This is a genomic window from Piscinibacterium candidicorallinum (assembly GCF_047549485.1).
GTDB classification, from domain to species: domain Bacteria; phylum Pseudomonadota; class Gammaproteobacteria; order Burkholderiales; family Burkholderiaceae_C; genus Piscinibacterium; species Piscinibacterium candidicorallinum.
In genome coordinates, this window is sequence record NZ_CP180191.1 from 864,205 (window position 1) to 888,393 (window position 24,189).

Here is a 24,189-nt window from a genome sequence, read left to right on the forward strand (position 1 = left end):
TGCAGCCGCCCGCTTAGTGTGGCTGGCTGCGTGCCGCGTCCTGACCTGCGGCATCGGGCTCGTCAAGATCGGTGCTGTCACGCGGATCGGCGCCTGCGATGCGGTACTTGTCGCTCGCCCAGGCGCCGAGATCGACCAGCTTGCAGCGCTCGGAGCAGAAGGGACGCCACTGCGCCTTCTCGTTCCACAGCACCTTGGTGCCGCAGCTTGGGCATTTGACTTGCGCGGGCATGGCTTGCGGGCGGATCAGAAGTTGCAGAGCGCGATGCGAAAGGGCACGTCGGCATCGATCACGCTGGGCCGCGCCACGATGCCCGCCTGCGTGAAGCGGATGTGCAGCACGTACTTGTTCGCGCTGATCTCCGGCACGGCATTGCGGGTCTCGTCCACCCACAGGCGCAGCAACTGCCAGGTCTTGCCCTTGGCGTCCTGCTGATAGACGCCCTGGGCTGCGACCATGTCCGCGGCACGGCCACCTTCACGCAGCAGCTTGAGCACGAGATGCAGGGCATCGGCCATGGGCTTCAGCGGCGTGAGCCAGCCCAGCAGATCGTTGCGCCGCTGCGCGACCGGTCGATTCAGCCAGGCGTGATAGGAGGGCAGATCGAACTCGCAGGTGCCACCGGGGATGATGGCGCGGGAACGGATGGCCGAGAGCCATTCGTTGTCGCGCAGATGCTGACCGGTCTTGCCGGGCGAATCCATCAGCGCCTGAAAGGCACGCTCGACCTCGTGGATGACCTCGTTGAGCACTTCGAGGTTCACGCCGGGTACTTCGCGGTAGCCGGAGAGCACCTGCTTCTGGCGCTCCAGTTCCTGCAGGATGTCGGACTTCAGTTCGCCACGGCTGCAGACCTCGAGCACTTCAAACAGCGCGAGCAGGGCGGCATGGTGGTCGTGGCTGGTGTCGCGCTCCACGAAAAACCCCATGCGGTCGAACAGGTCTTCAAGGCGCAGAAAGGCCCGAACGCGTTCGTTGAGAGGGTATTCGTAGAGGATCAAGACGCCGGCCCGGAAAGTTCGAGCGGGATTGTGCTCGGTTTCAGTGCAATTGACAAAAATGGCACGCCCGCGTTCAACGCGCTGCACCGGTAGCCATGCGGGTGTAGCGCTCGTGCAATGCGCTGGCGTGCGCCTTCAACTGCTCCAGGCTGCCGTCATTGAGGATTACATCGTCGGCGGCAGCGCGTCGCTGCGCCCGCGTCGCCTGCTGCGCCATGATGGCGTGCACCATCTCGGCGCTCAGGGCGGAGCGCGCCTGGACCCGCGCGATCTGCGTCGCCTCGGGGCAGTCGATCACCAGCAGCCGATCCAGCGCCTGGAGCCAGTGTCCGCTCTCCACCATCAAGGGCACGACCAGAACCCGATACAGCCCTTGCCGGGCTGCGATGCGCGCCTCGCACTCGGCCCGGATCATCGGGTGCAGGATCGCGTTGAGCTGCTGTCGCGCCTCGTCGTCTGCAAACACACGCGCACGCACCCAGCTGCGGTCCAGGGCACCATCGCTGCCAATCGCTTGATCGCCCAGCGCATCGCGAATCGCCGGCAGGGCCTTGCCGCCCGAAGCGGTGAGTGCGTGGGAGATCGCGTCTGCGTCGACCAAATCTGCGCCGAGTGCGCCAAGCGTGTCGGCTGCGGCGGACTTGCCGCTGCCGATGCCGCCAGTCAGGCCGATGAGCATGCGGTAGAGCGCTCAGCGCGCGAGCAGGCCGAGGTACCAGGCGTTGATGGCAGGCCCGTAGAACAGCACCACCGCGCCTGCGCCGGCAAGATACGGCCCGAATGGGAACTGCTGCCCGCGGCCCAGGCGAGCCAGCAGCATCATGAGCCCCCCGAGCACCGCACCGACCACCGAACTGGCGAGGATGACGGCCGGCAATGCCTGCCAGCCGAACCACGCGCCCAGTGCAGCAAGCAGCTTGAAGTCGCCGTAGCCCATGCCTTCCTTGCCGGTCAGCAGCTTGAAGAGCCAATAGACCGTCCAGAGCACCAGGTAGCCCGCGATCGCGCCGATCACGGCATCGGACAGCGGCGCGAACATTCCGCCGATATTCACGATCAGCCCCAGCCAGAGCAGCGGCAGCGTCAGATCGTCCGGCAGCAATTGCGTGTCGGCGTCGATGAAAGCCAGCGTGATCAGTATCAGCAGGAACACGAACGCGGCCAAAGCCTTGGCGGTCGGACCGAACGCCAGTACGGCAAACACACCCGAGAGCCCGCCCAGCACTTCAACCAGCGGGTAGCGCAGAGCGATCGGCGTCTTGCAGTTGCTGCACTGTGCCTTGAGGAAAATCCAGCTGATGACCGGGATGTTCTCGTACCAGCGCAGCACATGACCGCACTTCGGGCATGCTGAGCGCGGCGTGACCAAATAGCGCCAGGTGCGCTGCGGCACAACCCATTCGTCGGCTGTGGACGCGCAGTCCGCCACGTGCATGGCTTCCATGATCTTGGGCATCCGGTGGATGACCACGTTCAGAAAGCTGCCGATAAGGAGGCCCAGCACGCCCAGGCAGGCGGTCGCCAGCCCAGGTTCGCGCGCTAGAAGATCGAGCAGTTCGCTCATCCGGCCCGGCGATCAGACCACCGAACCGAGCTTGAAGATCGGCAGGTACATCGCGATCACGATGCCGCCGATCAACGTGCCAAGGACGACCATGATCAGCGGTTCCATCAACGACGAGAGCGCATCAACGGCTTCGTCGACTTCGCGCTCATAGAAGTCCGCAACCTTGGCGAGCATGTCATCCAGCGCACCCGACTCCTCGCCGATCGAGGTCATCTGAATGGCCATATTTGGGAACACGTTGGAGTTCTGCATGGCAACACCCAGCGAGGTGCCGATACTGACCTCATTCTGGATGCCGCGGGTTGCCTGGGTGTAGACCGCGTTGCCTGCTGCGCCGCCCACTGAATCGAGCGCTTCCACGAGGGGCACGCCTGCCGCGAACATCGTCGAAAGCGTACGGCTCCATCTCGCCACGGAACCCTTCATCAACAGATCACCAACTACCGGCGCCTTCAAGAGCACTCGATCCATGAACATCTGTACCTTTGGGCTTCGCTTCCACGCTTGGAAAAAGAAATAGAGCGACCCGAAGGTGACGCCGAATATCAGATACCAATAGGTAACGAAGAAATCGGACATTGCGATCACAATGACCGTGGGCGCGGGGAGCTCTGCACCAAAGCTGGTGAAGATCTCCTTGAAGGAAGGAATCACAAAGATCATGATCACTGCGGTGACCACAAACGCTACGACGATGATGGACACCGGGTAGAACATCGCCGACTTGATCTTTCCCTTCAGGGCGAGCGTCTTCTCCTTGTAGACCGCCAGACGTTCCAAGAGCGTGTCCAAGATACCGGCTTGCTCGCCCGCAGCGATCAGATTGCAGAACAGCGCGTCGAAGTACTGAGGAAACTTCCGAAACGCAGTCGCGAGGCTGGACCCAGTCTCCACGTCAGCTCTGATGTCATTCATCATGCGCGAGAAGGCCGGATTGGTCGATCCGCGGCTGACAATGTCAAAGCACTGAAGCATAGGCACGCCGGCCTTGAGCATCGTTGCCAGCTGGCGCGTAAAGATCGAGATCTCCTTGTCGGTGACCTTTCGACCGCCTGAGACGCGCTGCTTCTTGACCTTGGTGGGCAGAATGCCTTTGCGGCGCAGCGCCGACTGGACGACGGCCTCGCCGCCTGCGCGCATCTCGCCTTTCAGGATCCGTCCGACCTTGTCCTTGCCCTCCCAGAGATAGAGTGCGTCCGGAGCGGCTGCCTTGCGGGTTGCTGTGGCCATGGGTTCTGTCCGATTACCGTCGTTCTGGTGTCACAGTGTCGCGTCACTCGTTGGTGACTGCGAACACTTCCTCGAGTGATGTCACGCCTTGTCGGACCTTCGCCAGCCCGGACTCGCGCAACGAGCGCACGCCTTCAATCTTGGCCTGCTCGGCGATCTGCATTGCGTTGCCGTTGGACAGGATGATGCGCTGGATCTCCTCTGAGATCGGCATCACCTGGTAGATGCCGACCCGGCCCTTGTAGCCCGAGCCATTGCAGCGATCGCAGCCGACTGGCTTGTAGGGCTTCCAGCTGCCGTCAAGATCGTCGTCGGTATATCCAGCCTCAACGAGCGCGTCATAGGGCAGCTCGTAGGGCTGCTTGCACTGTGCACACAGGCGCCGCGCCAGTCGCTGGGCCGTGATGAGAATCACCGATGATGCAATGTTGAACGGAGCCACGCCCATGTTCATCAGGCGCGTCAAGGTTGTTGGCGCGTCATTGGTGTGCAGGGTGGAGAACACCATGTGGCCGGTCTGAGCGGCCTTGATGGCGATGTCGGCGGTCTCGAGATCGCGGATTTCGCCGACCATGATGATGTCAGGGTCCTGGCGCAGGAAGGACTTCAGTGCCGCAGCAAAGGTCAGCCCTGCCTTTTCATTCACGTTGACCTGGTTGATCCCGGGTAGCGAAATTTCAGCAGGATCTTCCGCTGTAGCGATGTTCACGCCAGGCTCGTTCAAGAGATTCAGGCAGGTGTAGAGCGACACAGTCTTGCCAGAACCGGTCGGCCCAGTCACCAGCACCATCCCGTAGGGTCGCTTGATCGCCTCCATGAGGCGTTCTTTCTCGATCGGGTCGTAGCCCAGCGCATCGATCCCGAGCCGAGCCGACGACGGGTCGAGAATACGCATCACGATCTTCTCGCCATACATGGTCGGCAGTGTCGAGACGCGAAGGTCAATCACCTTGGTCGGGCTGACTGCGATCTTCACGCGCCCATCCTGCGGCACGCGCTTCTCCGAGATGTCGAGCTTGGAGATCACCTTCAGGCGCGCGGCGATCCGCTCTCTGAGCTGCAGCGGTGGCTGAGCCACCTCCTTGAGCATGCCATCGACTCGGAAACGGATCCGGTAGAACTTCTCGTAGGGCTCGAAGTGCATGTCCGAGGCGCCGGCATCGATGGCGTCGATCATGATCTTCTGCAAAAACTTGACGATCGGCGCTTCGTCCGCGTCGGCGCCGTCGTCTACAGACTGAGCGTCTGTATCGACCACTTCCAGGTTGACGTCGGAGTCGTCGGCGAGCTCGCTGATGGCTGTGGTCGCGGACTTCGCGTTTTTGTCGACGATTTCGCGCAGCCGGTCATGCTCGGCCACCACGATGTCGAGCTGCAACTGCGTCTGAAACTGGATCTGCGAGAGCGCCTGCTGGTTGGTCGGGTCCGAGACCGCGACGTACAGGCGGTTGCCGCGCTTCTTGAGCGCCAGCACGTAGTTGCTCTGAGCGAGCTTCTTGTCGATCAGATCGATCGGCAGCTGGTCGATGTCCAGCGTCGATACGTCCACCATCGGATGGCCGAAGGACTCGCTGATGACGCGCGCTAATGTGGCTGCATTCATGTTCGGCAGCTTGGCGGCCAGCAGTTCGTCGATGAACTCCGTCTTGTTCTCTGTGGCGCGCTTGCTGACGCGGTCGGCGTCAGGCACGTTCAGCGCGTTGAACTGGACGAGCGCGCGCGCCAACCCGGTCAGCTGGGTCGTGCCAGCAGCTGCTGCGTTAACGGCCATGAGCACTCCGCGCGATCAGTCTGCGCATTTCAGTGAATCGTGAATTCGCACCGCACACGCGGTCGTCGAATGTTGAGAAAACACTTTAACTGTACGCGCCAAGGACCCGTGTTGCAAAGAAAAGCACGCGTGGCTCGCGCATGGATGCGACACCGGCAACGTGACGAAATGCTTCAAGCCGTAGGCCCGCACACGGTCAGAAATGCATCAAGGGAAGGCAAACTGGTCGGGGTGAGAGGATTCGAACCTCCGGCCTCTACGTCCCGAACGTAGCGCTCTACCAGGCTAAGCTACACCCCGAATTGGCATCGGTGCCGACCACAACGTCAGGACTGACGTTCAACCACCGAAGCGCACAATTGTAGCAAAAGCTCCTTGTCCCCCGATTCCGGCAGGCAGGCGAGCAAATCCCGCGCACTGCTGGCCTGCTCGGTGGCTTGCCTGCGGGTTGCTGCGATTGCACCGGTCGCGTGCACCGCTTTGAGGATGGCGTCAAACGCATCGACGTCCCCGGCTTCGATCGCCGCACGTACCGTCTGCTTCTGGTCTGCGTTCCCATTGTGCAGGACATGGATCAGCGGGTAGGTGAGCTTGCCCTCTCGCAAGTCGTCGCCCAGGTTCTTGCCGGTCAGCGCCGGGTCACCTTCATAGTCAAGCGCATCATCAATCAGCTGGAAGGCGCTGCCGATCTTCCGACCGAACCCGGCCATTGCATCTTCCTGGTCCGGTGGCAAACCCGCAAGAATGGCGGGCACGCGCGTGGCGGCCTCGAAGAGTTTGGCGGTCTTGAACTCGATCACTTGCATGTAGCGATCCAGCGTGACATCCGGATCATGCATGTTCAGCAACTGCAACACCTCGCCCTCGGCGATGGTGTTGGTGGCATCTGCCATCACCGCCATGACCTTCATGGAGTCCACGCTGACCATCATCTGGAAGGCGCGGGAGTACAGGAAGTCACCCACCAGGACGCTGGCGGCGTTGCCGAAGACTGCATTGGCCGTTTTCCGGCCGCGGCGCATTGACGACTCATCAACCACGTCGTCATGCAGCAGGGTGGCTGTGTGGATGAACTCGATGACCGCTGCCAGTTCGTACTTGGCCGAGCTTTCCACACGCAGTGCGCGAGCCAGCAGCAATAGCAGGGCCGGGCGCAGCCGCTTGCCGCCGGCGCCGATGATGTACTCCGCGATCGACCGGATCAATGCGACATTGGAGTCCAGCCGCTGACGGATCAGCGCGTCAAGCCGCGCCATGTCCGGCGCGAGGGGTTCCAGGAAGGGGGTCAAGTCGGTGCCGCTGGCAGTGAGAGTCGCAGGGAGTCACGGCGCTCGCGCCAACGCAGGAATTGCGGCGCAAAACGCAAGAATCAGCAAATTATAGAAATCGGGGCTCACCTAGAGCCAGCCGCCCAGTTGCCGCAGCGACCAAACTTGCCTTAAGTCCTTGATTCGTGAGATACTTTCGGGCTCCGCGCGCGAAAAGCGGTGGAGATCAATTTCAAGAGGTCAACATGTACGCAGTCATAAAAACCGGTGGCAAGCAGTATCGCGTGTCAGCCGGCGAAAAACTCAAGGTAGAACAGATCGCTGCGGAACCTGGCCAAGTCATCACGATTGATTCCGTTCTGGCCGTGGGCGCCGGTGACACCGTTGCGGTGGGCACCCCCCTGGTGGCTGGTGCGGCAGTCAAGGCGACGGTGCTTGCCCATGGTCGAGCCGACAAGGTCAAGATCTTCAAGATGCGCCGCCGCAAGCACTACCAGAAGCGGCAGGGTCATCGTCAGTGGTTCACCGAGCTGTTCATCAGCGAGATCAGCGGTGCCGGCCAGTCGGCCAAGGCAGATGCGCCGGCGGTGTCCAAGGCCGAAGACCTGACGATCGTCGAAGGCATCGGCCCGAAGATCGCCGAGCTGCTGCGCGCAGCCGGCATCACCACCTTCGCTGCCCTGGCAGATGCCAAGGTGGACGCGATCGCCGAGATCCTGAAGGCCGGTGGCTCGCGCTTCGCAAGCCACAAGCCGGACAGCTGGCCCCAGCAGGCCGCGCTGGCCCGTGACGGCAAGTGGGACGAACTCAAGACGCTGCAAGACGAGCTCGTCGGCGGCAAGGCCAAGTAAGGAGTAAGCGACCATGGCACAGAAAAAAGGCGGCGGCTCGACGCGGAACGGTCGCGACAGCGAAAGCAAGCGACTGGGCGTGAAGGTGTATGGCGGCCAGGACATCAATGCCGGCTCCATCATCGTGCGCCAGCGTGGCACCGAGTTCCATCCCGGCGTGAACGTCGGCATGGGCAAGGACCACACCCTGTATGCGCTGATCGACGGCAAGGTGAACTTTGCAGTCAAGGGCCCGTTCAAGCGCCGTACCGTGAACGTGAGCCAGGCCTGATTGACGCAAAGCTGTACAGCGTCATCGGCCGCAGCGCAGGCTGCAGCAACAAGGGCCTCGCGGTGCGAGGCCCTTTGTTTTTGTGCCTTGCAGCGCGTGGTCTTTGGCTTGTGCGCCTTGCGATGCGGAACCGGTGATGTTGTCGGGCGGTGTTGCGGGATACCGTGGCACCCGGAAGTAAACAGCTAGACCAAGTATTCATGCGCTTCTTCAGGCCAAAATGGCTGGAGAACCGCACCAGACAAGCGGAACGTCTGTCGTGATCGTGCCTGTCGGGCACTTCATCGGCTCCGCGTCTGCATCCCATCCTCCAGAGCACGCACCATGAAATTCATCGACGAAGCCACCATCGAAGTGACCGCCGGCCGCGGCGGCAACGGCTCGGCGTCGATGCGCCGCGAGAAGTTCGTGCCCAAGGGCGGCCCGGACGGAGGCGATGGCGGCAAGGGCGGCAGCATCTGGGGCGTGGCCGATGAGAACATCAACACCCTCGTGGACTACCGCTTTGCCAAGAAGCACCTCGCCCGCAATGGCGAACATGGTCGCGGCAAGGATCAGTACGGCGCTGCCGCCGAGGACATCGAGCTGCGCATGCCTGTGGGCACGTTGATCATCGACGCCGAGACCGACACGCCCTTGTTCGACCTTACCCACCACGGTCAGCGCGTGTTGCTGGCCAAGGGCGGCGACGGCGGCCTGGGCAACATCCACTTCAAGAGCAGCGTGAACCGCGCCCCGCGCCAGTTCACGCCCGGCCGCGATGGCGAGCACCGCGTGCTGCGGCTCGAGCTGAAGGTGCTGGCCGACGTCGGCCTGCTCGGCATGCCCAACGCCGGCAAGAGCACCTTCATCTCGGCGGTGAGCAATGCGCGCCCGAAGATTGCCGACTATCCCTTCACGACCCTGCACCCCAACCTGGGTGTGGTGCGCGTGAGCGACGAGAAGAGCTTCGTCATTGCCGACATTCCCGGCCTGATCGAAGGTGCGGCCGAGGGCGCCGGCCTGGGGCACCAGTTTCTCAAGCACCTCGCGCGCACGCGCGTGCTGCTGCATCTGGTGGATCTGGCGCCGTTCGATGACGCCGTGGACCCGGTCAAGGAAGCCCGTGCCATCGTCAAGGAGCTCGAGAAGTACGACCCAGAGCTTGCAGCCAAGCCGCGCTGGCTGGTGCTCAACAAGCTCGACATGATCCCCGAGGACGAGCGCGCCGCGCGCGTGAAGGACTTCGTCAAGCGCTACAAGTGGAAGGGCCCGATCTACAGCATCTCCGCGCTCACGCGCGAGGGCTGCGAGCCGCTCGTTCTCGACCTGTACAAGGCGCTTGTGCAGATCCGCGACGAAGCCAAGCCGCGTGCCTTTGACGAGCGCTTCGACCGCACGGCACCCGAGGGCAGTGCCGCGGCAGCGCCCGGCCAGGCTGGCGAGGGCGAGGCATGAGCGCTGGCACGGCCCAGAATGCGGCGGTGATGCTTTCAGGTACCGCCGCACTGACCCAGGCGCGTCGCATCGTCGTCAAGGTCGGCTCCAGCCTCGTCACCAACGACGGCCGCGGGCTGGACGCGGCACGCATTGCCGAATGGGCGACGCAGATCGCCGGGCTCTGGGCCGAAGGGCGTGAGGTAGTGATGGTGTCCTCAGGCGCGATTGCCGAGGGCGTCAAGCGACTGGGCTGGCCCAAGCGGCCCACGGCCATCCATGAACTCCAGGCCGCCGCCGCAGTGGGCCAGATGGGCCTCGCACAGATCTATGAATCCAGCTTCAAGCAGCACGGCATCCAGACCGCGCAGGTGTTGCTCACACATGCCGACCACGCGGACCGCGAGCGCTATCTGAATGCGCGCAGCGCCCTGCAGACCCTGCTGGCCCTGCGGGTGGTGCCTGTGATCAACGAGAACGACACCGTCGTCACGGACGAAATCAAGTTCGGCGACAACGACACCCTGGGTGCTGTCGTAGCCAATCTGATCGATGCCGATCTGCTGGTCATCCTGACCGACCAGCGCGGCCTGTACTCGGCCGATCCGCGCAAGGACGCCAGCGCTCGCTTCATCAGCGAAGCGACCGCGGGCGATCCGACGCTCGAAGCCATGGCGGGCGGCGCTGGCTCCAGCATCGGCAAGGGCGGCATGATCACCAAGATCCTGGCGGCCAAGCGCGCGGCCATGAGCGGTACCTCCACCGTGATCGCCTCTGGCCGTGAGGCCGATGTGCTCACGCGCCTGGCGGCGGGTGAATCGATCGGCACGCTGCTGGTGGCGCAGACCGCCAAGCGCAGCGCGTTCAAGCAGTGGATGGCCGACCACCTGCAGGTCGCCGGCAAGCTCGTGCTGGACGCCGGGGCCGTGCGCGCGCTGCGTGAAGACGGCAAGAGCCTGCTGCCCATCGGCGTGGCGCGCGTGGATGGCGAGTTTGGTCGCGGTGCGCTGGTGGCCTGTGTGGACGATGCGGGTGTGGAAGTGGCGCGCGGTCTGTCCAATTACTCGGCCGCCGAGGCACGCCTGATCGCGCGCAAGCCCTCCAGCCAGATCGAGGCGATCCTGGGCTTTGTGGAGGACCCGGAGATCATCCACCGCAGCAACATGGTGCTGGTGGGCTGAAGCCGCCACCTTCTCGCGGACCAAAGAAAAACGGCTGGGGTGCTCCCAGCCGTTTTGCTCTTGAACTGCAGCGCAGTGCGTCGCTAGCAGCCCGCCGCCGACTTCGGCTCGGCCTCCGCAGGCGGCTCCTCCGGCTCGCCCTCGAAGTGGATGCCCGTGATGGGACCGATCACTGTGTCCGAGTTCAGGTCCGCAGCGGGCGGATGGCTTTCCTCGGCCTGCTGCGTCAGGTGCACATGGCCGCGCAGGTAGCGGTTGCCCTCCTGGCGGCGCTGGATGTACTGCGCAAGCTCGGTCAATGCGAGTTGATAGACCTCGCGCTTGAACTCGATTACTGCGTCGAGCTCGACCCAGTAATTGCTCCAGCGCCAGGCGTCGAACTCCGGGTGGGTGGAGGCCCGCAGGTCGATCTGGCTGTCGCGTCCAAGCAGACGCAGCAGAAACCAGATCTGCTTCTGGCCGCGGTAATGCCCGCGCCACTCTCTGCGGATCCAGTGATCCGGCACCTCATAGCGCAACCAGCCGCGCGTGCGGCCGAGAATCTTCACGTGCTCCGGCTTCAGGCCAATTTCCTCTTCCAGCTCGCGGAACATCGCCTGCACGGGAGATTCCCCGTACTTGATGCCCCCTTGAGGGAATTGCCATGAGTGTTCCCGAATCCGTTTGCCCCAGAAGACCTCGTTCTTGTGGTTGAGCAGGATGATGCCGACATTCGGGCGGAAGCCCTCCTTGTCGAGCATGATGACTACCTCAAATCTTTACAATCTGGGCCGATTCTAATCACAAGCTTCGCGTCGATGACAGGGTGAAACCCTGCTTTCGCGCCGCGAATTCCCCCGCATCTTTCTGCATCGGTTCACAACTTCATGCGCGCCAGTCGATTCCACATCTCCACCCTCAAAGAGGCCCCTGCTGACGCGGACATCGTGAGCCAGAAGCTCATGCTGCGCGGCGGTCTGATCAAGAAGCTGGCCGGCGGTATCTACAACTACATGCCGATGGGCCTGCGCATCATCCGCAAGGTGGAGACCATCATCCGCGAGGAGATGAACCGCGCCGGCGCCATCGAGCTGCTCATGCCCGTGGTGCAGCCCGCCGAGGTTTGGCAGGAGACGGGCCGCTTCGACAAGATGGGCCCCGAGCTGCTGCGCGTGAAGGACCGCCATGGCCGCGACTTCATCATCCAGCCCACCAGCGAAGAGGTGGTGACCGATATCGCGCGCCAGGAGATCAAGAGCTACCGCCAGCTGCCCAAGAACTTCTATCACATCCAGACCAAGTTCCGCGACGAGCGCCGGCCGCGCTTTGGCGTGATGCGCGGGCGCGAGTTCACGATGAAGGACGCCTATTCCTTCGACCGCACCGTTGAGGACGCCGGCAAGAGCTATGAGGCGATGTACGCCGCGTACTGCAAGATCTTTGATCGCCTGGGTCTGACCTACCGCGCCGTGGCGGCCGACACCGGTGCAATCGGCGGCGACAAGAGCCACGAGTTCCAGGTGATTGCCGACACCGGCGAGGACGCAATCGCCTACTGCCCCACGAGCGACTACGCCGCCAATATCGAGCTGGCCGAAGCCGTGGCCCTGGTGGCGGCGCGTGCCGCTGCAGCCCAGGCGATGCAAAAGACCCCCACGCCCGGCAAGAGCACTTGCGAAGACGTGGCTGCGTTGCTGGGTATTCCGCTGGAGCGCACAGTGAAGTCCCTGGTGCTCGCGACCGATACCGACAAGGGCGCGGTGATCCACCTGCTGCTGGTGCGCGGCGACCATGACCTCAATGAAGTGAAGGCCGGCAAGATCGAGGGCATGAAGGACGGCTGGCGCTTTGCCACCGAGGCCGAGATCGTCGAGCACTTCGGCTGCAAGCCCGGGTACCTCGGACCCAGCGGCATGAACAAGCCCGTTCGCGTGATCGCGGACCGCACCGTGGCGAACATGAGTGACTTCGTCTGTGGCGCAAACGAGGTGGATTTCCACTTCACCGGCGTGAACTGGGGCCGCGATCTGCCCGAGCCCGATCTGGTGGCCGACATCCGCAACATCCGCGAGGGCGATCCCTCGCCGGACGGCAAGGGCGTGCTGGCCATCCAGCGCGGCATCGAGGTGGGCCACGTGTTCTACCTCGGTACCAAGTACAGCAAGGCCATGAACGCCACCTTCCTCGATGAGACGGGCAAGCCTGCGCTCATGGAGATGGGTTGCTACGGCATCGGCGTCACGCGCATCCTGGGCGCGGCCATCGAGCAGAACCATGATGAGAAGGGCATGATCTGGCCTGCCTCCATTGCACCCTTTGCCGTGGTGATCTGCCCGGTGGGCTACGACCGCATCGAGGCCGTGAAAGCCGAGGCCGACAGGCTCTATGCCGAGCTGCAAGCCGCCGGCATCGACGTGCTGCTGGACGATCGCGGCGAGCGCCCGGGCGTCATGTTTGCCGACTGGGAACTGATCGGTGTGCCGCACCGCGTGACCATCGGTGAGCGTGGGCTCAAGGAAGGCAAGGTCGAGTACCAGGCTCGCCGTGACGCTGCAGCCACGCCAGTGGCCGTGGGCGACATTGCCGCGCATGTGAAGGCGGCACTGGCCGCGTGATCGCCGCTTCGTTGATGCTGCTGGACGCGCTTTTCAAAAGCCTTTCCGCTTGTCTGGCAAGGTTCTTCAGCCATTTTGGTCTGAAGAGCCTGATCCAGAGCCATTCTTCGGTTCTGTATCGGGGCGTCGCGCTGCTGTGTCTGGCAATCGCAGCCCCCGCCGCATTCGCCGGCGCCCAGAAGGAAGAAACGCTGGCTGACAACGTGCGCACCGCGCTGGCCGCGGCGATTGCGGACAAGGCGCCGCCGGTGTGGCGCTATGAGAAGCCGGAGGAGCGCGCGCGCTACCAGCGCTGGCTCTCCGCCATGGACGAGCGCCTTGCCAAGCGGCGCCGCGAGATGGATGCGCGCACCCGCATCGAGCTGCTGGAGACCATCTATTACGAAGCCAAGCGCGCCGGTGTGGACCCCGGCATGGTGCTCGGCCTGATCCAGGTGGAGAGCAACTTCCGCAAGTACGCCATCAGCGACGCCGACGCGCGTGGGCTGATGCAGGTGATGCCCTTCTGGACACGCACGATTGGCGATGGCGACGTGCGAAAGCTCTTCCACATGCACACCAATCTGCGCTACGGCTGCACCATCCTGCGCCATTACATCGACCGCGAGAACGGCAATCTCTTCCTCGCCCTGGGCCGCTACAACGGCAGCCGCGGGCGGGACCCCTACCCCAACGCCGTGCTCGCCGCCTGGGAGCGCTGGAAGTTCAAGGACACCCCATGATCCGAACCCCGCCGCTCAAGCACCTGTTCATCGCTGCAAAGGGCGTGCTGCAGCGACTGCGCGGCAGCCTGCCGGCCCGGCTGGGCGCCGCCGCCACGCTGGCGCTTGCGCTGGCCGGCTGCGCCAGCACCGGCGGTGCGCCTGCGACCCCGGGCGGACCGGCCGCCAACGGCGCAGGCAGCGCTGCACAGGCGCAGCCTGCGGCCCCGGCCCAGATCGCCCGCGGCCCGCTCTACACCTTCAGCAAGGACGGCAAGACCCACAGTCTGTACGGCACCCTGCATGTGGGCCGACCGGACTGGACGCAGGACGCCGCCCTGCAGGCGGCGCTGGCGCGTGCGTCGGCCCTGGCCGTGGAAGTGGACGTCTCGCAGGCCCTGCCGATTCAGCTGGCCCTGCAGCGCTACGCCGTGGCGAGTGACGCGCAGACCGCCGCTGCTGGCTTGCCCGCGGACTTGGTCGAGCGTCTGCGCGCCGGCGCACGGCAGGCGGGTCTGTCAGCGGGGCAGGCGCGAGTGATGAAACCCTGGTTCCTGGCCAACCAGCTCTCGATCTCGGCCTTTGCCCGCGGCGGCTACGTGGCCACGGCGGGCAGCGAGGTCTTCCTGATGGGCGCGGCCAAGCAGCGCCGCCTGCCGATCGTGGAACTGGAATCCGTCGAGCAGCAGTTCGCCATGCTCGATGCCATGCCCGGCAATGTGCTGCGCGAATACGTGGAGCAGGCGCTGCAGTACGCCCAGGGCAGCAGCATGCCGGCGGACTTGCAGCAGCTTGTGCGCGCCTGGGAGCAGGGTGACTTGAAGGCGCTGGCCGCCATGGTCAACACCGACCCGGCGACCGCGCGCGCCTCGGACCGCTGGCTCAACGAGGAGCTGCTGCTTTCACGCCACCCGCAGATGGTGGAGCGCATCGTTGCCCTGGCGGGCAAGGAGCCCAGTGTGATGGTGGCGGTGGGTGCCCTACACCTGCCCGGCGAGCGTGGCCTGATCGCGTTGCTGCGCAAGGCCGGCTTCGAGGTGCGCCGCGTCGAGCGGCCGGGGCAGGTCGCCTCGGGCGGCTGATGCCGCTGTCTTGCGCTGCTGTCTTGCACCGATGGCTGGCGCCAGTCGCTCGCGCCCATCACGTGCCAAGGCCTGAGGGCCGCTGACACGCTGCAGCGGTCTGCTGCGTTTTGCGCAGATCCGCCAGGGCGTGCGGACGCCATGGTCGGTGCCGCAGCGGCCACGAATCACCGCCCGCTGGCCTCACGCCGCCAACACAGGCACGGCCCGATATTTTTGGCCGAAAGTGATTTAATTTCGCTTGTTTCCGATCTTCATGTGGCCCGATTCCGCGCACTGAAACAGGAAATGCGAGATAGCGTCTTCTACCAAAAATATGGCTGAAAAAGGATTATTTATCTGCCCATGCCTGGCCCCGCGGGCAGCTTCGCATCCGCCAGCGCGTTGAAGAAGCGCGTCACCAGCTCCGGTGCGCTCACGCGGTCCGTGGGCTCCGGGTGGGTCTGCGCGTAGTCCAGCGAGTGCGTCAGCGCCACCCAGCGGCGGCCCTGCGCGTCCTGCTCCAGCTGCATCGCGGCCTGCGCCACCTTGGCCGGGATCGCCACCTTCTTGATCTTCTCGGCCGTGGGCCACTCGCACTCGCTGGCCGGCGAGGACACCAGATACTCCCGGCAGATCAGCGGCCGTTCCTCATAGATCGAGCAGGAGCCTTCTTCCAAGAAGGGGCAGCTCACACCCATCTCGAAGTACTTCATGCCCAGGGCGTTAGCCTCATCGGGCGTGAGCGTGTTGGCGGCGCTGCGCAGCGCCGCGTCAATCTTGGCGGCCTGCATAGCCTGACTGGCCTGCGCAAACCGCTCGCGGATCACACCTTGGCGCGGCTGCGGCATCTCATCGACGATCTTCGCAATTCGCCGCGCCTCGCTCGGCAGGATCGGCACCAGCTGCTTGCAGCAGGCCCCGCAGCCCGCCTTGCAACTGATCGGCTCACCCGCGGCGGCTACATCCTCCACCGCAATCTGGATCACCCGGTTGGCGAGCCTGCGCGCCGTGGGCAGCAGAAACTCGGCAGACTCCAGCCGCTGCGGTACATCCAGCTCAATGCGGATGCCACGATTGCGCACGCGCAGTTCGGTGTCGAGATAGAGGTCAGGAGGTTGGACGGGGGCGGCCATGGTGCGGGTTCTCGCAAGCAAAAACTCGCCTGATTGAACGGCATCACGCGCGCTTTGGCGATCCCGCTTTGTTGCGAGCCACACTCTGTCGCGGCGACCCTAGCCCCTGTACTCCATCAAAAAAGCAGTGACCACAAGCAAGGCGACCACGATGAGGCGGCCGATTGCGATCATCCGGTCACGCTTGTGAGCCGCCTCCCGTTCTTGGGCGGCGCGGCGCAGCAGCGCCCCGGATCTTGCGTTGAGCAAGCGCAGTCGCTTTCGCATCGCCATGAGACTGTTCGCTCGAAGTGACCACATTGACGCGGCCGCTGGGTCGGATTGGGCCAGATCGTGCGCGCGCTGATGGGCTTGCGCGATCAGCGATTCAAGATTGTCGAGTGAGGGCAGAGTCGAACCATCAGCGAATCGTGGCTCGTCCGAGCCGGTAGCGTCAGTTTGATTCGGCGGGGCGGGTTTGGTCATGGGCTTGAATGAAGTCCACGTTGCCGGCCCTCACCACGCTTGAGCGCCCGCCACGCAAACCGCGCCGGGTCCACGGCGTCGGCCAGATCGCGTTCGACGGGCAGCGGCTCGCCCAGCATCTGCGCCGCAATGAGCTCACCACCCAGCAGGGCATAAGTGAGGCCGCGCGAGCCATAGGCATTGGCGATCCATGCGCCGCGCAGGCGGGGCATGTCGGCCAGCTGGGGGGCGCCGGGGCGGGCGTTTGGTGCCGCTTGCAGATCGGGCAGGGCGCCGATGACTGGCAACCGGTCGGGGGTAACCACGCGCACGCCGGTCCAGGCGCGGCGCGGTTTGCCTTGGGCAGCGGCCTCGAAGCCCGGCCAGAGCCCGGCCGCCTTGGCCTGTGCCTGCTGGTGGCTGGACTCGCGTTCGTCCTCCCCGGCCTCGCCATGCTCGTAGCTGGCACCGAAGACGGTGGTGCTGCCTTGCGCGGGCAGCAGGTAGCCCGCACCGGCCAGCACGGCCTTGAGCTGCGGTGCGAGGCCCTCGATCAGGCTGCACTGGCCGCGTACCGGCGCAAGCGGCAGCTGGTGCAGACCCAGCGATGGTTGCAGCGCTGCTCCGCCCGGCAGATCCGCCGGGCCTTGCGCCAGCACGAGCTGGGCCGCTTCAAACGTGCGTCCGTCTGCGGTGGCGACGCACCAGCCGGCTGCGCTGCGATCAACTTGTGCCACACAGGCGCGAACATGCAGGGCCACACGCGGCTGCGCGAGCCAGTGCGCCACCAGTTCACTCGGCCTGGCCCAGCCCATGCGAGCAAACCAGATGCCGCCGGCGGCAGGGCGCAGGCCGAGCAGGCTCGCGGCTTCGTCCTGTTTAACCCAACGCGCGAAGTCCGCCGGCCAGGCTTGGGCGTCCAGCAGCGCCCGGCCTTCGGCGCCGTCCTGCTCCATCTGCAGCGTGCCGCTGGCCTGCCAAGCATGCTGCGGCCAGTGCTGCGCTGCCAGCAGGCAGCCGGCGAGTGTGAGGCGTGAGAGCGGCGTGGCGCCGCGCGCCATGGCCGGGCGGAAGGCGGCAGCCAGGTGACTCGAAGTGCGCGCGGCCGGCTCGTCATCGCGCTCCAGCACGGCCACACGCAGGCCGCGGCGCGCAAGGCTGGCGGCCACTGCGGCGCCAGCCAAACCGGCGCCGACAACGATGACGTCTGTGCCAGTGGCTGCATGCCGGGGTGCGGGCGTCGTGGCTGCGGCAGCACCCGGCCAGCGCGCCACGGTCATCTCGCGCTTGTGGCCAAAGCCGGGCTGCTTCTCGACCACAAAGCCGCAGTCCGCCAGATTGCGGCGCAGCTGGCCTGTGGCGCACCAGGTGGCGAGCAGGGCGCCGGGCGCGGCGCGCTCTGCCAGCGCCTTGCACACTGCGGTGTCCCACATGGTCGGGTTCTTGGCCGGCGCAAAGCCGTCCATGAAGATCGCATCCGCCCGCACGGCGAGCTTGGGCAGCAGTACCTGCACATCGCCCAAGGCGAGCGTGAGCGTGACGCGGCCGTCTGCAAACTGCAGGCGGTGCAGGCCGGCGATGGCTGGAGGCCACTGGGCGATCAGGGCGTTGCGATCTGCGTCTTCGGTGCCGCCTGCACCCAGCCAGTGCGCCAAGTCTTCACACGTGGGAGGGTGCGCGTCGATCGACACCACGTGCAGCCGGTCGCAGCGCTGGGCATCGTCGCGCCAGGCGGCCAGCAGGGTCAGGAAGTTGTTGCCCAGGCCAAAGCCGGTTTCGAGCACCGTGAACTGGGGGCGGCCGCGCCAGCGTTCCGGCAGGCCGCAGCCGCGCAGAAAGACATGCTCGGCCTGCGCGCGCGCACCGGCCGTGGGGTGGTAGACGTCACCAAAGCATGCTGCGAGGGGCGTGCCGGACTCCGCAGCCTCGATGCGGGCGCTCTGGATGCTCACGGCCTGACCGGGCGCGGCGCCTTATTTCGGCCCGAAGCCGGGAAAGCCGCGTTTCATGCCACCCATGGCGCGCATCATCTTGCCCAGGCCGCCGCCCTGCATCTTTTTCATCATGCCGGCGATCTGGTCGAACTCATTGAGCAGGCGGTTGACCTCCTGCACGGTCACGCCCGCACCGGCAGCAATGCGGCGCTTGCGGGTGGCCTTGATGAGCTCGGGCTTGGCGCGCTCGCCGGGCGTCATGCTGTTGATGATGCCTTCCATGCGGCGCACCTTCTTGGCGGCCTCGTCCTGATTGACCTGGCTGGCCGCCTGCTGGAACTGCGCCGGCAGCTTGTCCAGGATGCCCTGCATGCCGCCCATATTCTTCATCTGGCCGATTTGCGCCTTGAAGTCTTCCAGGTCGAAGCGGTTGCCCTTCTTGAGCTTCTCGGCCAGCTTCTGCGCTTCGGCCACATCGATGGCCTTGGTGGCTTCCTGCACCAGCGCGACGATGTCGCCCATGCCCAGGATGCGGTTGGCAAAGCCGTCGGCATCAAAGGCTTCCAGCCCGCCGATCTTCTCGGACACGCCGATGAACTTGATCGGCTTGCCAGTGATGTGCCGTACCGAAAGCGCTGCACCGCCGCGGCTGTCGCCGTCGGTCTTGGTCAGTACCACGCCGGTCAGCGGCAGCGCGTCCGAGAAAGCCTTGGCCACGTTGACCGCGTCCTGGCCCTGCATGGCGTCGACGACGAACAGGGTCTCGATCGGCTTGATCGCGGCGTGCAGCTCGGCGATCTCCTTCATCATCGCGTCGTCGATCGCGAGTCGACCGGCGGTGTCGACGATCAGCACATCAAAGTAGTGGTTGCGGGCGTAATCCAGCGCTGCTCTGGCAATGTCCACCGGCTTCTGGTCTGGCGTGGACGGGAACCACTCGGCGCCGGCCTGGCCGGTCACGGTCTTGAGCTGCTCGATGGCGGCGGGGCGATAGACGTCGCCGGAGACCGTGAGCACCTTTTTCTTGCGTGTATCTATTAGATGCTTGGCGAGCTTGGCCACGGTAGTGGTCTTGCCCGCGCCCTGCAGACCGGCCATGAGGATGATGGCCGGCGGCTGGGTGGCCAGATTGATCTGGCTGGCCTCCTTGCCCAGATCGGCACCAATCACATTGGCCAGCTCGCGGTGCACCACGCCCACGAGGGCTTGACCGGGCGAGAGCGAGCCCACCACGTCCTGACCGAGTGCGCGCTCCTTCACCTTGGCGATGAACTCGCGGACCACGGGCAGGGCGACGTCCGCCTCCAGCAGCGCCATGCGGATCTCGCGCAGCATGTCGGCGGTGTTGGATTCGGTCAGACGGGCCTCGCCCTTCATCGTCTTGACGACGCGGGCCAGGCGGGTGGAGAGGGATTCGAGCATGGCGGTAACCGGAACAGGGTTGGGGCAGGGCGGCCGCGGTGGCGTCGGGTGGGTCATTCGACCTGCAAGACGCGGTGCGAATCGCAGCGCGCGGCACGCAGGCAAAGGCGCAGAACCGCGCCGCTACACTCGGCGAGATGGAGCCCCGTCACATCATCTGGATAGTGTATGCGCTGGCCTGCGCCTGCTATGCCGCGCTGGCGCTGCGTGCGGCCAGCCGCATGCAAGGGATGGAGTTCTACCGGCCCGCGGGCCTGGAGCTGCGCCTGCCCTGGGTGGCGCTGCTGGCTCACGTGACGCTGCTGGGTCAGGACTTCCACAACGTCAGCGGCATGCGCTTCGGGTTCGCGCAGGCACTGACGCTATTCACTGCCCTGGGCGTCCTGTTCTTCCTGCTGGAGGAACGCTATGTCCGCATCCACGTCATGCGGCCCATGGTATTTGGCGCCGCGGCCGTGGCGCTTCCGTTGCCGCTGTGGTTCAACGGCGTGGTGCTGCCTGTTGGCCATCCGCTGCTCAAGGCACACCTTTGGCTGGCCATGGTGGCCTACGCCATTGTCGGCATCGCTGCCGTCCACGCCGTGATGATGGTGGTGGTGGATCGTGGCCTTCACCGCAAGAGTCTCGAGCGCCCCCACCCGGTGAATCCGCTGCGTGCAGTGCTGCAGCGCAACGCCCCCGCCCTGGTACCGCTTGAGCACCTGCTGTTTCGCATGCTCTTTGTGGGCTTCGTAGTGCTCAGCATCGCGCTGGCGCTTGGTGTCGTCGTGGCAGAAGGCGCTGGTATGGGCGGTTTGCGGGTCGATCACAAGACCGTTTTTTCTGTGCTGGCCTGGGCCACGCTACTGGGTTTGCTGCTGGGCCGCTGGCTTGGTGGCTGGCGCGGGCGCACCGCGGTGCGTTGGACGCTGTGGGGCTTCCTCATGCTGTCACTCGCGTACGTGGGTAGCCGTTTCGTGGCTGAAGCCATCCTGCATCGTCTGGGCTGAAGGCCTGTTTCTGGAGAGTCCCTTGGGCAAGATCGTCCTGATACTGATCCTGTTCTTCGTGATTGCCTACGCCATCAGGCGCGCACTGAGCGCGCGCAACCGCGACGATGACGCCGACGTTCCGCCAAAGACCGTCGCACGCGGCACCTCAGAGCGGATGCTTGCGTGTCAGCATTGCGGCGCCATGACGCCCATGTCGGCCGGCGTGGTGCGCGGCGGGCGCTTCTACTGCACCGAGGCGCACGCGAATAAGGCGCAGGACGCCTGAGTCCGCTGCCGGTGCGCTTGCACGCATGAGTGTCCTGTCCCTGACCAGTCTGCCCGGTGTGAATGCCTGGCGGTCCTTGTCCATATTCGCACTGGCGCGGTGCTTCGTGCTCGCTGCGCTGGTACTGGCGCAGGTGCTCCTGGGCGCGCAGCTCGGCGGTGCCAACCTGCCTTCGGAAGGCCAGTGGCTGGCCCTTCTGCTGACGTACTTTGCGTTCTCGGGTGGCTTCGCGTGGCTGGCGCTCACAATCCGGCGCAGCTTCCATGCGCAGGTGCTCGCCCAGTTCTTTCTCGATCTGCTGTTCATCGGGCAGATCCTGTTCCAGGCGGATGGCATTCGCAGCGGACTCGCAGTACTGCTGCTCATGCCGCTGGCGGCCGCGGGGTTGCTGCTGCCCCGCGCCATCAGCCTCATGTGCGCCGCGGCGGCTGCACTGCTGCTGCTAGGCGATGCGGCCTACCGGTCGATCTACACCGCCGCGGAGCCGGCCTGGGTATTGACTGGACTGCACGGTGTTGTGGCCTTCGGACTTGTGATGCTCATGCACGGTCTGACGCAACGCGCCGAGACCAACGAACGTCTGGCGCGCGAAGCCGAGGAACTCGCGCTCAAGGAGACCCTGCTCTCCCAGCAGGTGATGCAGGAGCTTGCGCCCGGCGTGATCGTGCTGGACCCGAGCCAGGTGGTGCGGGCTATCAGCCCGAGTGCGCGGCAGCTCCTTACTTCTATGGGCATCGTGGTCGAGCCGGGCGACCGACTCGATACGCGAAGGAGCCTGGCGCCCCTGCAACGCAGCATCGAGGAGCAGTCCCGCGTGCAGGGCAGTACCGCTGCGGAGGCGCAGGCCGTCGTGTTTGATGAGGTGCCCGGCGAACCCGTGCTGCTGGTTCGGGTGACCGAAGTGGCGCGAGGCCTGTCCAACGAGTCCGACCTCGTGGCCTTCATCGAGCCGGCCGAGGCCGCCGCCGAGCGCGCGCAACGCAGCAAGCTGGCCGCCATGGGGCGGATGTCGGGTTCGATCGCGCACGAGATCCGCAATCCGCTTGCCTCCATCACGCAGGCTGCAGAGCTGCTCGGGCAGGATCCGGCGCTGAGTGAATCGCGTGCCAATGCGAGATTGGTCGAGATCGTGCGGACCAATGCCCAGCGCATCAACCACATCATCGAGGACGTGCTTGCCGTCACCCGCGTGGATCGCGTCCAGCCGGCCGATGTGGATGTGGGCGCGCTCATCCGTGATGTCTTGCAGGAGGTGCCTTCGATCGGTGGGGTGCCTGTGGATGGGCGCCTGACCGTGTGGTTTGATCCGCTGCACTTGCGGCTGACGCTCATCAACCTGCTGCGCAATGCGAGGCGTCACGCACGTTCCGGGGTTTCAGTCCGCCTGGTGAGGGTGCGAACGGGCCTGGGCGAGATCCAGGTGATGGACGACGGCCCGCTGATCGCCCCTGAGGTGCGCGCACACCTCTTCGAGCCCTTTCACACCACCGAACGCAGCGGCACCGGCCTGGGCTTGTATCTTGCGCGTGAATACTGTGTAGCTAATCGCGCCCAGATCACGTACGAGGAGCGCGGGCGCGCCGAGATGCCGCAGAAGATGTTCGTGATCCGCCTACGGAGCAAGGAATGACACGTAGCAGTACAGAGCGTGAGTCGCCAGGCAAGGTCCTGGTGGTGGATGACGAAGCCGATCTGCGTGAGCTGCTCTCACTCAGCCTGCTTCGCATGGGGCTAGACTGCGAGACCGCCGGCTCCGTGACCGAAGCGCGAGCCTGGCTGGGCAAGCCCGGGTTCGCGCTCGTGCTCACTGACATGAACCTGCCCGACGGCACCGGTGTGGACGTGGTTGCGCTCGCTACCGCCGCAGGGCTGCCTGTGGCAATGATTACAGCCTATGGCAGCGCTGAAACCGCCGTGGCCGCACTCAAGGCAGGAGCCTTCGACTACGTTGAGAAGCCGATCGAGTTCGCCACGCTTAAGCAATTGATCGGCAATGTGTTTAAGCCTGCTGCCCGCCGCGAGGAGCGCGCCGGCACGCGCGAAGGCGTGCGTACAGACATACCCAGCCTGCAGGGCGAGTCGCGTGCGGTAGTGCAGGTGCGTGAGCTCATTGCGCGTCTGGCGCGCACGATGGCACCCGTGGCCATCTCCGGTCCCTCGGGCAGCGGCAAGGAACTCGCAGCCCGCTCGATCCATGCGCAGGGCGGACGCGCGTCCGGCCCGTTCATCGCCGTGAACTGCGGCGCCATCCCCGAGCACCTCATGGAGGCTGAGTTCTTCGGCTATCGCAAGGGGGCTTTCACCGGCGCCAACGAAGATCGTGACGGCTTTTTCCAGGCGGCCCACGGCGGCACACTGCTCCTTGATGAAGTGGCCGATCTGCCCCTGGCGATGCAGGTCAAGCTCTTGCGCGCCATACAGGAGCGCAAGGTTCGCAAGGTCGGCGCCACCCTGGAGGAGCCTGTCGATGTGCGCCTGATCTCTGCCACGCACAAGGATCTGGCCAAGCTGGTGGCTGGCGGTGGTTTCCGCCAGGACTTGTATTACCGGCTCAACGTGATCGAACTCAAGATGCCGGCCTTGTCCGAGCGTGCCGAAGACATTCCGCTGCTCGCCAAGCATCTGCTCACGCGGATTGCCGAACGACACGGGACGTCTGGTGTCAAGCTCACTGAGAGCGCGCAGACGGTGCTGGCCACGTTGCGGTTTCCTGGCAACGTGCGCGAATTGGAAAACGTGCTCGAGCGCGCGGTGGCTCTGTCTGACGGCGCATCGATTGACCGTGACGCCATTCAATTGGCCGCGCGTGGCCTGGCGCCAGTTGCATCGACAGACGAGGAGGCGGCGCCTCTCGGCGCGTCGCAGTCCGACGTAGCGCCGGCGACGGCGAGTGCCATCGGCCCCGGGGAGGGTGCGGTCGAGTTTCCTCTGGATCTCGAGGCCCATCTGGATTCGATCGAGCGCAAGCTCATCGAGCAGGCGCTGCTCAAGACCCGCTACAACCGCACGCAGGCGGCCGAGTTGCTGGGCTTGTCATTCCGCCAGTTTCGGTACCGTCTTCAGCGGCTGGGCATCAAGTGAGC

Annotated in this window: 23 protein-coding genes, 1 tRNA gene and 1 pseudogene; 12 read left to right on the plus strand and 13 right to left on the minus strand. The window is 64.9% G+C overall.

Translation table 11 applies throughout. From position 1 onward, the window contains the following. Window positions 1–13: 13 nt before the first annotated feature. The 8 genes from ACMDW7_RS03910 to ACMDW7_RS03945 all read right to left on the minus strand — a co-directional run bounded on the left by ACMDW7_RS03910 (window position 14) and on the right by ACMDW7_RS03945 (window position 6,826). A complete protein-coding gene (locus ACMDW7_RS03910; protein ID WP_377305386.1) occupies window positions 14–232 on the minus strand; it encodes a DNA gyrase inhibitor YacG in 219 nt (72 codons plus the stop codon). Window positions 233–246: 14 nt separating this feature from the next. Further along, window positions 247–1,002: a cell division protein ZapD gene (gene zapD / locus ACMDW7_RS03915; protein ID WP_377305385.1), complete on the minus strand. Its 756-nt coding sequence runs from the start codon at window positions 1,000–1,002 to the stop codon at window positions 247–249. A 73-nt stretch (window positions 1,003–1,075) separates the two neighbouring features. Beyond that, window positions 1,076–1,681, minus strand: a complete 606-nt coding sequence (gene coaE, locus ACMDW7_RS03920; RefSeq protein WP_377305383.1) for a dephospho-CoA kinase — start codon at window positions 1,679–1,681, stop codon at window positions 1,076–1,078. A gap of 12 nt (window positions 1,682–1,693) precedes the next feature. Then, window positions 1,694–2,566 (minus strand): prepilin peptidase, encoded by an 873-nt coding sequence (locus ACMDW7_RS03925; RefSeq protein ID WP_377305381.1) that lies wholly within the window; start codon window positions 2,564–2,566, stop codon window positions 1,694–1,696. A gap of 12 nt (window positions 2,567–2,578) precedes the next feature. Next, window positions 2,579–3,799 carry a type II secretion system F family protein gene (locus ACMDW7_RS03930; protein WP_377305379.1) on the minus strand — a complete coding sequence of 407 codons (1,221 nt, stop codon included), beginning with the start codon at window positions 3,797–3,799 and terminating at the stop codon, window positions 2,579–2,581. Window positions 3,800–3,842: 43 nt separating this feature from the next. Continuing rightward, a complete protein-coding gene (pilB, locus tag ACMDW7_RS03935; RefSeq protein ID WP_377305377.1) occupies window positions 3,843–5,570 on the minus strand; it encodes a type IV-A pilus assembly ATPase PilB in 1,728 nt (575 codons plus the stop codon). Window positions 5,571–5,793: 223 nt separating this feature from the next. Then, window positions 5,794–5,870: transfer RNA gene (locus tag ACMDW7_RS03940), tRNA-Pro, on the minus strand. Between the two features lie 26 nt (window positions 5,871–5,896). Beyond that, on the minus strand, window positions 5,897–6,826 hold the full coding sequence (locus tag ACMDW7_RS03945) for a polyprenyl synthetase family protein (RefSeq protein ID WP_377306147.1): 930 nt from the start codon (window positions 6,824–6,826) through the stop codon (window positions 5,897–5,899). Between the two features lie 257 nt (window positions 6,827–7,083). Between ACMDW7_RS03945 and rplU the strand changes: the two are divergent. The 5 genes and pseudogenes from rplU to proB form a co-directional block, all read left to right on the plus strand. Further along, window positions 7,084–7,392 (plus strand): annotated as a pseudogene (gene rplU, locus ACMDW7_RS03950) (50S ribosomal protein L21); the annotation flags it as partial. A 33-nt stretch (window positions 7,393–7,425) separates the two neighbouring features. Beyond that, the gene (locus ACMDW7_RS03955) at window positions 7,426–7,689 is read left to right on the plus strand and encodes a DUF4332 domain-containing protein (protein ID WP_377306145.1); all 264 of its coding nucleotides are present in this window, start codon (window positions 7,426–7,428) and stop codon (window positions 7,687–7,689) included. 13 nt (window positions 7,690–7,702) lie between these two features. Then, a complete protein-coding gene (gene rpmA, locus ACMDW7_RS03960; protein WP_054125708.1) occupies window positions 7,703–7,960 on the plus strand; it encodes a 50S ribosomal protein L27 in 258 nt (85 codons plus the stop codon). A gap of 324 nt (window positions 7,961–8,284) precedes the next feature. Beyond that, window positions 8,285–9,397 carry a GTPase ObgE gene (obgE, locus tag ACMDW7_RS03965; RefSeq protein ID WP_377305375.1) on the plus strand — a complete coding sequence of 371 codons (1,113 nt, stop codon included), beginning with the start codon at window positions 8,285–8,287 and terminating at the stop codon, window positions 9,395–9,397. Window positions 9,398–9,426: 29 nt separating this feature from the next. Continuing rightward, complete coding sequence (proB, locus tag ACMDW7_RS03970; protein WP_377306143.1) at window positions 9,427–10,557, plus strand: glutamate 5-kinase; 1,131 nt, start codon at window positions 9,427–9,429, stop codon at window positions 10,555–10,557. Between the two features lie 83 nt (window positions 10,558–10,640). Here the strand turns inward: proB and ACMDW7_RS03975 are convergent, their stop codons facing one another. Then, on the minus strand, window positions 10,641–11,297 hold the full coding sequence (locus tag ACMDW7_RS03975) for an RNA pyrophosphohydrolase (protein WP_377305373.1): 657 nt from the start codon (window positions 11,295–11,297) through the stop codon (window positions 10,641–10,643). 126 nt (window positions 11,298–11,423) lie between these two features. On the opposite strand from ACMDW7_RS03975, the gene ACMDW7_RS03980 reads away from it, so the two are divergent. Genes ACMDW7_RS03980 through ACMDW7_RS03990 form a run of 3 tightly spaced genes read left to right on the plus strand, consistent with a single transcriptional unit; the run spans window position 11,424 to window position 14,934 of the window. Continuing rightward, the gene (locus ACMDW7_RS03980; protein WP_377305371.1) at window positions 11,424–13,151 is read left to right on the plus strand and encodes a proline--tRNA ligase; all 1,728 of its coding nucleotides are present in this window, start codon (window positions 11,424–11,426) and stop codon (window positions 13,149–13,151) included. Beyond that, a complete protein-coding gene (locus tag ACMDW7_RS03985) occupies window positions 13,148–13,873 on the plus strand; it encodes a lytic transglycosylase domain-containing protein (protein WP_377305369.1) in 726 nt (241 codons plus the stop codon). Before ACMDW7_RS03980 ends, ACMDW7_RS03985 begins: the two co-directional genes overlap by 4 nt. Beyond that, complete coding sequence (locus ACMDW7_RS03990; protein ID WP_377305367.1) at window positions 13,870–14,934, plus strand: TraB/GumN family protein; 1,065 nt, start codon at window positions 13,870–13,872, stop codon at window positions 14,932–14,934. The genes ACMDW7_RS03985 and ACMDW7_RS03990 overlap by 4 nt, the downstream gene beginning before the upstream one ends. A gap of 335 nt (window positions 14,935–15,269) precedes the next feature. Here the strand turns inward: ACMDW7_RS03990 and ACMDW7_RS03995 are convergent, their stop codons facing one another. From ACMDW7_RS03995 to ffh, 4 genes are all read right to left on the minus strand, one after another. After that, window positions 15,270–16,049 carry a YkgJ family cysteine cluster protein gene (locus ACMDW7_RS03995; RefSeq protein WP_377305365.1) on the minus strand — a complete coding sequence of 260 codons (780 nt, stop codon included), beginning with the start codon at window positions 16,047–16,049 and terminating at the stop codon, window positions 15,270–15,272. A 99-nt stretch (window positions 16,050–16,148) separates the two neighbouring features. Continuing rightward, window positions 16,149–16,514, minus strand: coding sequence for a hypothetical protein (locus tag ACMDW7_RS04000; RefSeq protein ID WP_377305363.1), 366 nt, complete (start codon window positions 16,512–16,514; stop codon window positions 16,149–16,151). Next, window positions 16,511–18,445, minus strand: a complete 1,935-nt coding sequence (gene mnmC / locus ACMDW7_RS04005) for an FAD-dependent 5-carboxymethylaminomethyl-2-thiouridine(34) oxidoreductase MnmC (protein WP_377305361.1) — start codon at window positions 18,443–18,445, stop codon at window positions 16,511–16,513. The genes ACMDW7_RS04000 and mnmC overlap by 4 nt, the downstream gene beginning before the upstream one ends. 21 nt (window positions 18,446–18,466) lie before the next feature. Further along, on the minus strand, window positions 18,467–19,849 hold the full coding sequence (gene ffh, locus ACMDW7_RS04010; protein WP_377305359.1) for a signal recognition particle protein: 1,383 nt from the start codon (window positions 19,847–19,849) through the stop codon (window positions 18,467–18,469). 137 nt (window positions 19,850–19,986) lie between these two features. Between ffh and ACMDW7_RS04015 the strand changes: the two genes are divergently transcribed. Genes ACMDW7_RS04015 through ACMDW7_RS04030 form a run of 4 tightly spaced genes read left to right on the plus strand, consistent with a single transcriptional unit; the run spans window position 19,987 to window position 24,187 of the window. Further along, on the plus strand, window positions 19,987–20,838 hold the full coding sequence (locus ACMDW7_RS04015) for an inner membrane protein YpjD (protein ID WP_414859607.1): 852 nt from the start codon (window positions 19,987–19,989) through the stop codon (window positions 20,836–20,838). A 22-nt stretch (window positions 20,839–20,860) separates the two neighbouring features. After that, complete coding sequence (locus ACMDW7_RS04020; protein ID WP_377305355.1) at window positions 20,861–21,106, plus strand: PP0621 family protein; 246 nt, start codon at window positions 20,861–20,863, stop codon at window positions 21,104–21,106. A gap of 25 nt (window positions 21,107–21,131) precedes the next feature. After that, window positions 21,132–22,736: a sensor histidine kinase gene (locus tag ACMDW7_RS04025; RefSeq protein ID WP_377305354.1), complete on the plus strand. Its 1,605-nt coding sequence runs from the start codon at window positions 21,132–21,134 to the stop codon at window positions 22,734–22,736. Next, window positions 22,733–24,187: a sigma-54-dependent transcriptional regulator gene (locus ACMDW7_RS04030; RefSeq protein ID WP_377305352.1), complete on the plus strand. Its 1,455-nt coding sequence runs from the start codon at window positions 22,733–22,735 to the stop codon at window positions 24,185–24,187. Before ACMDW7_RS04025 ends, ACMDW7_RS04030 begins: the two co-directional genes overlap by 4 nt. Window positions 24,188–24,189: the final 2 nt, after the last annotated feature.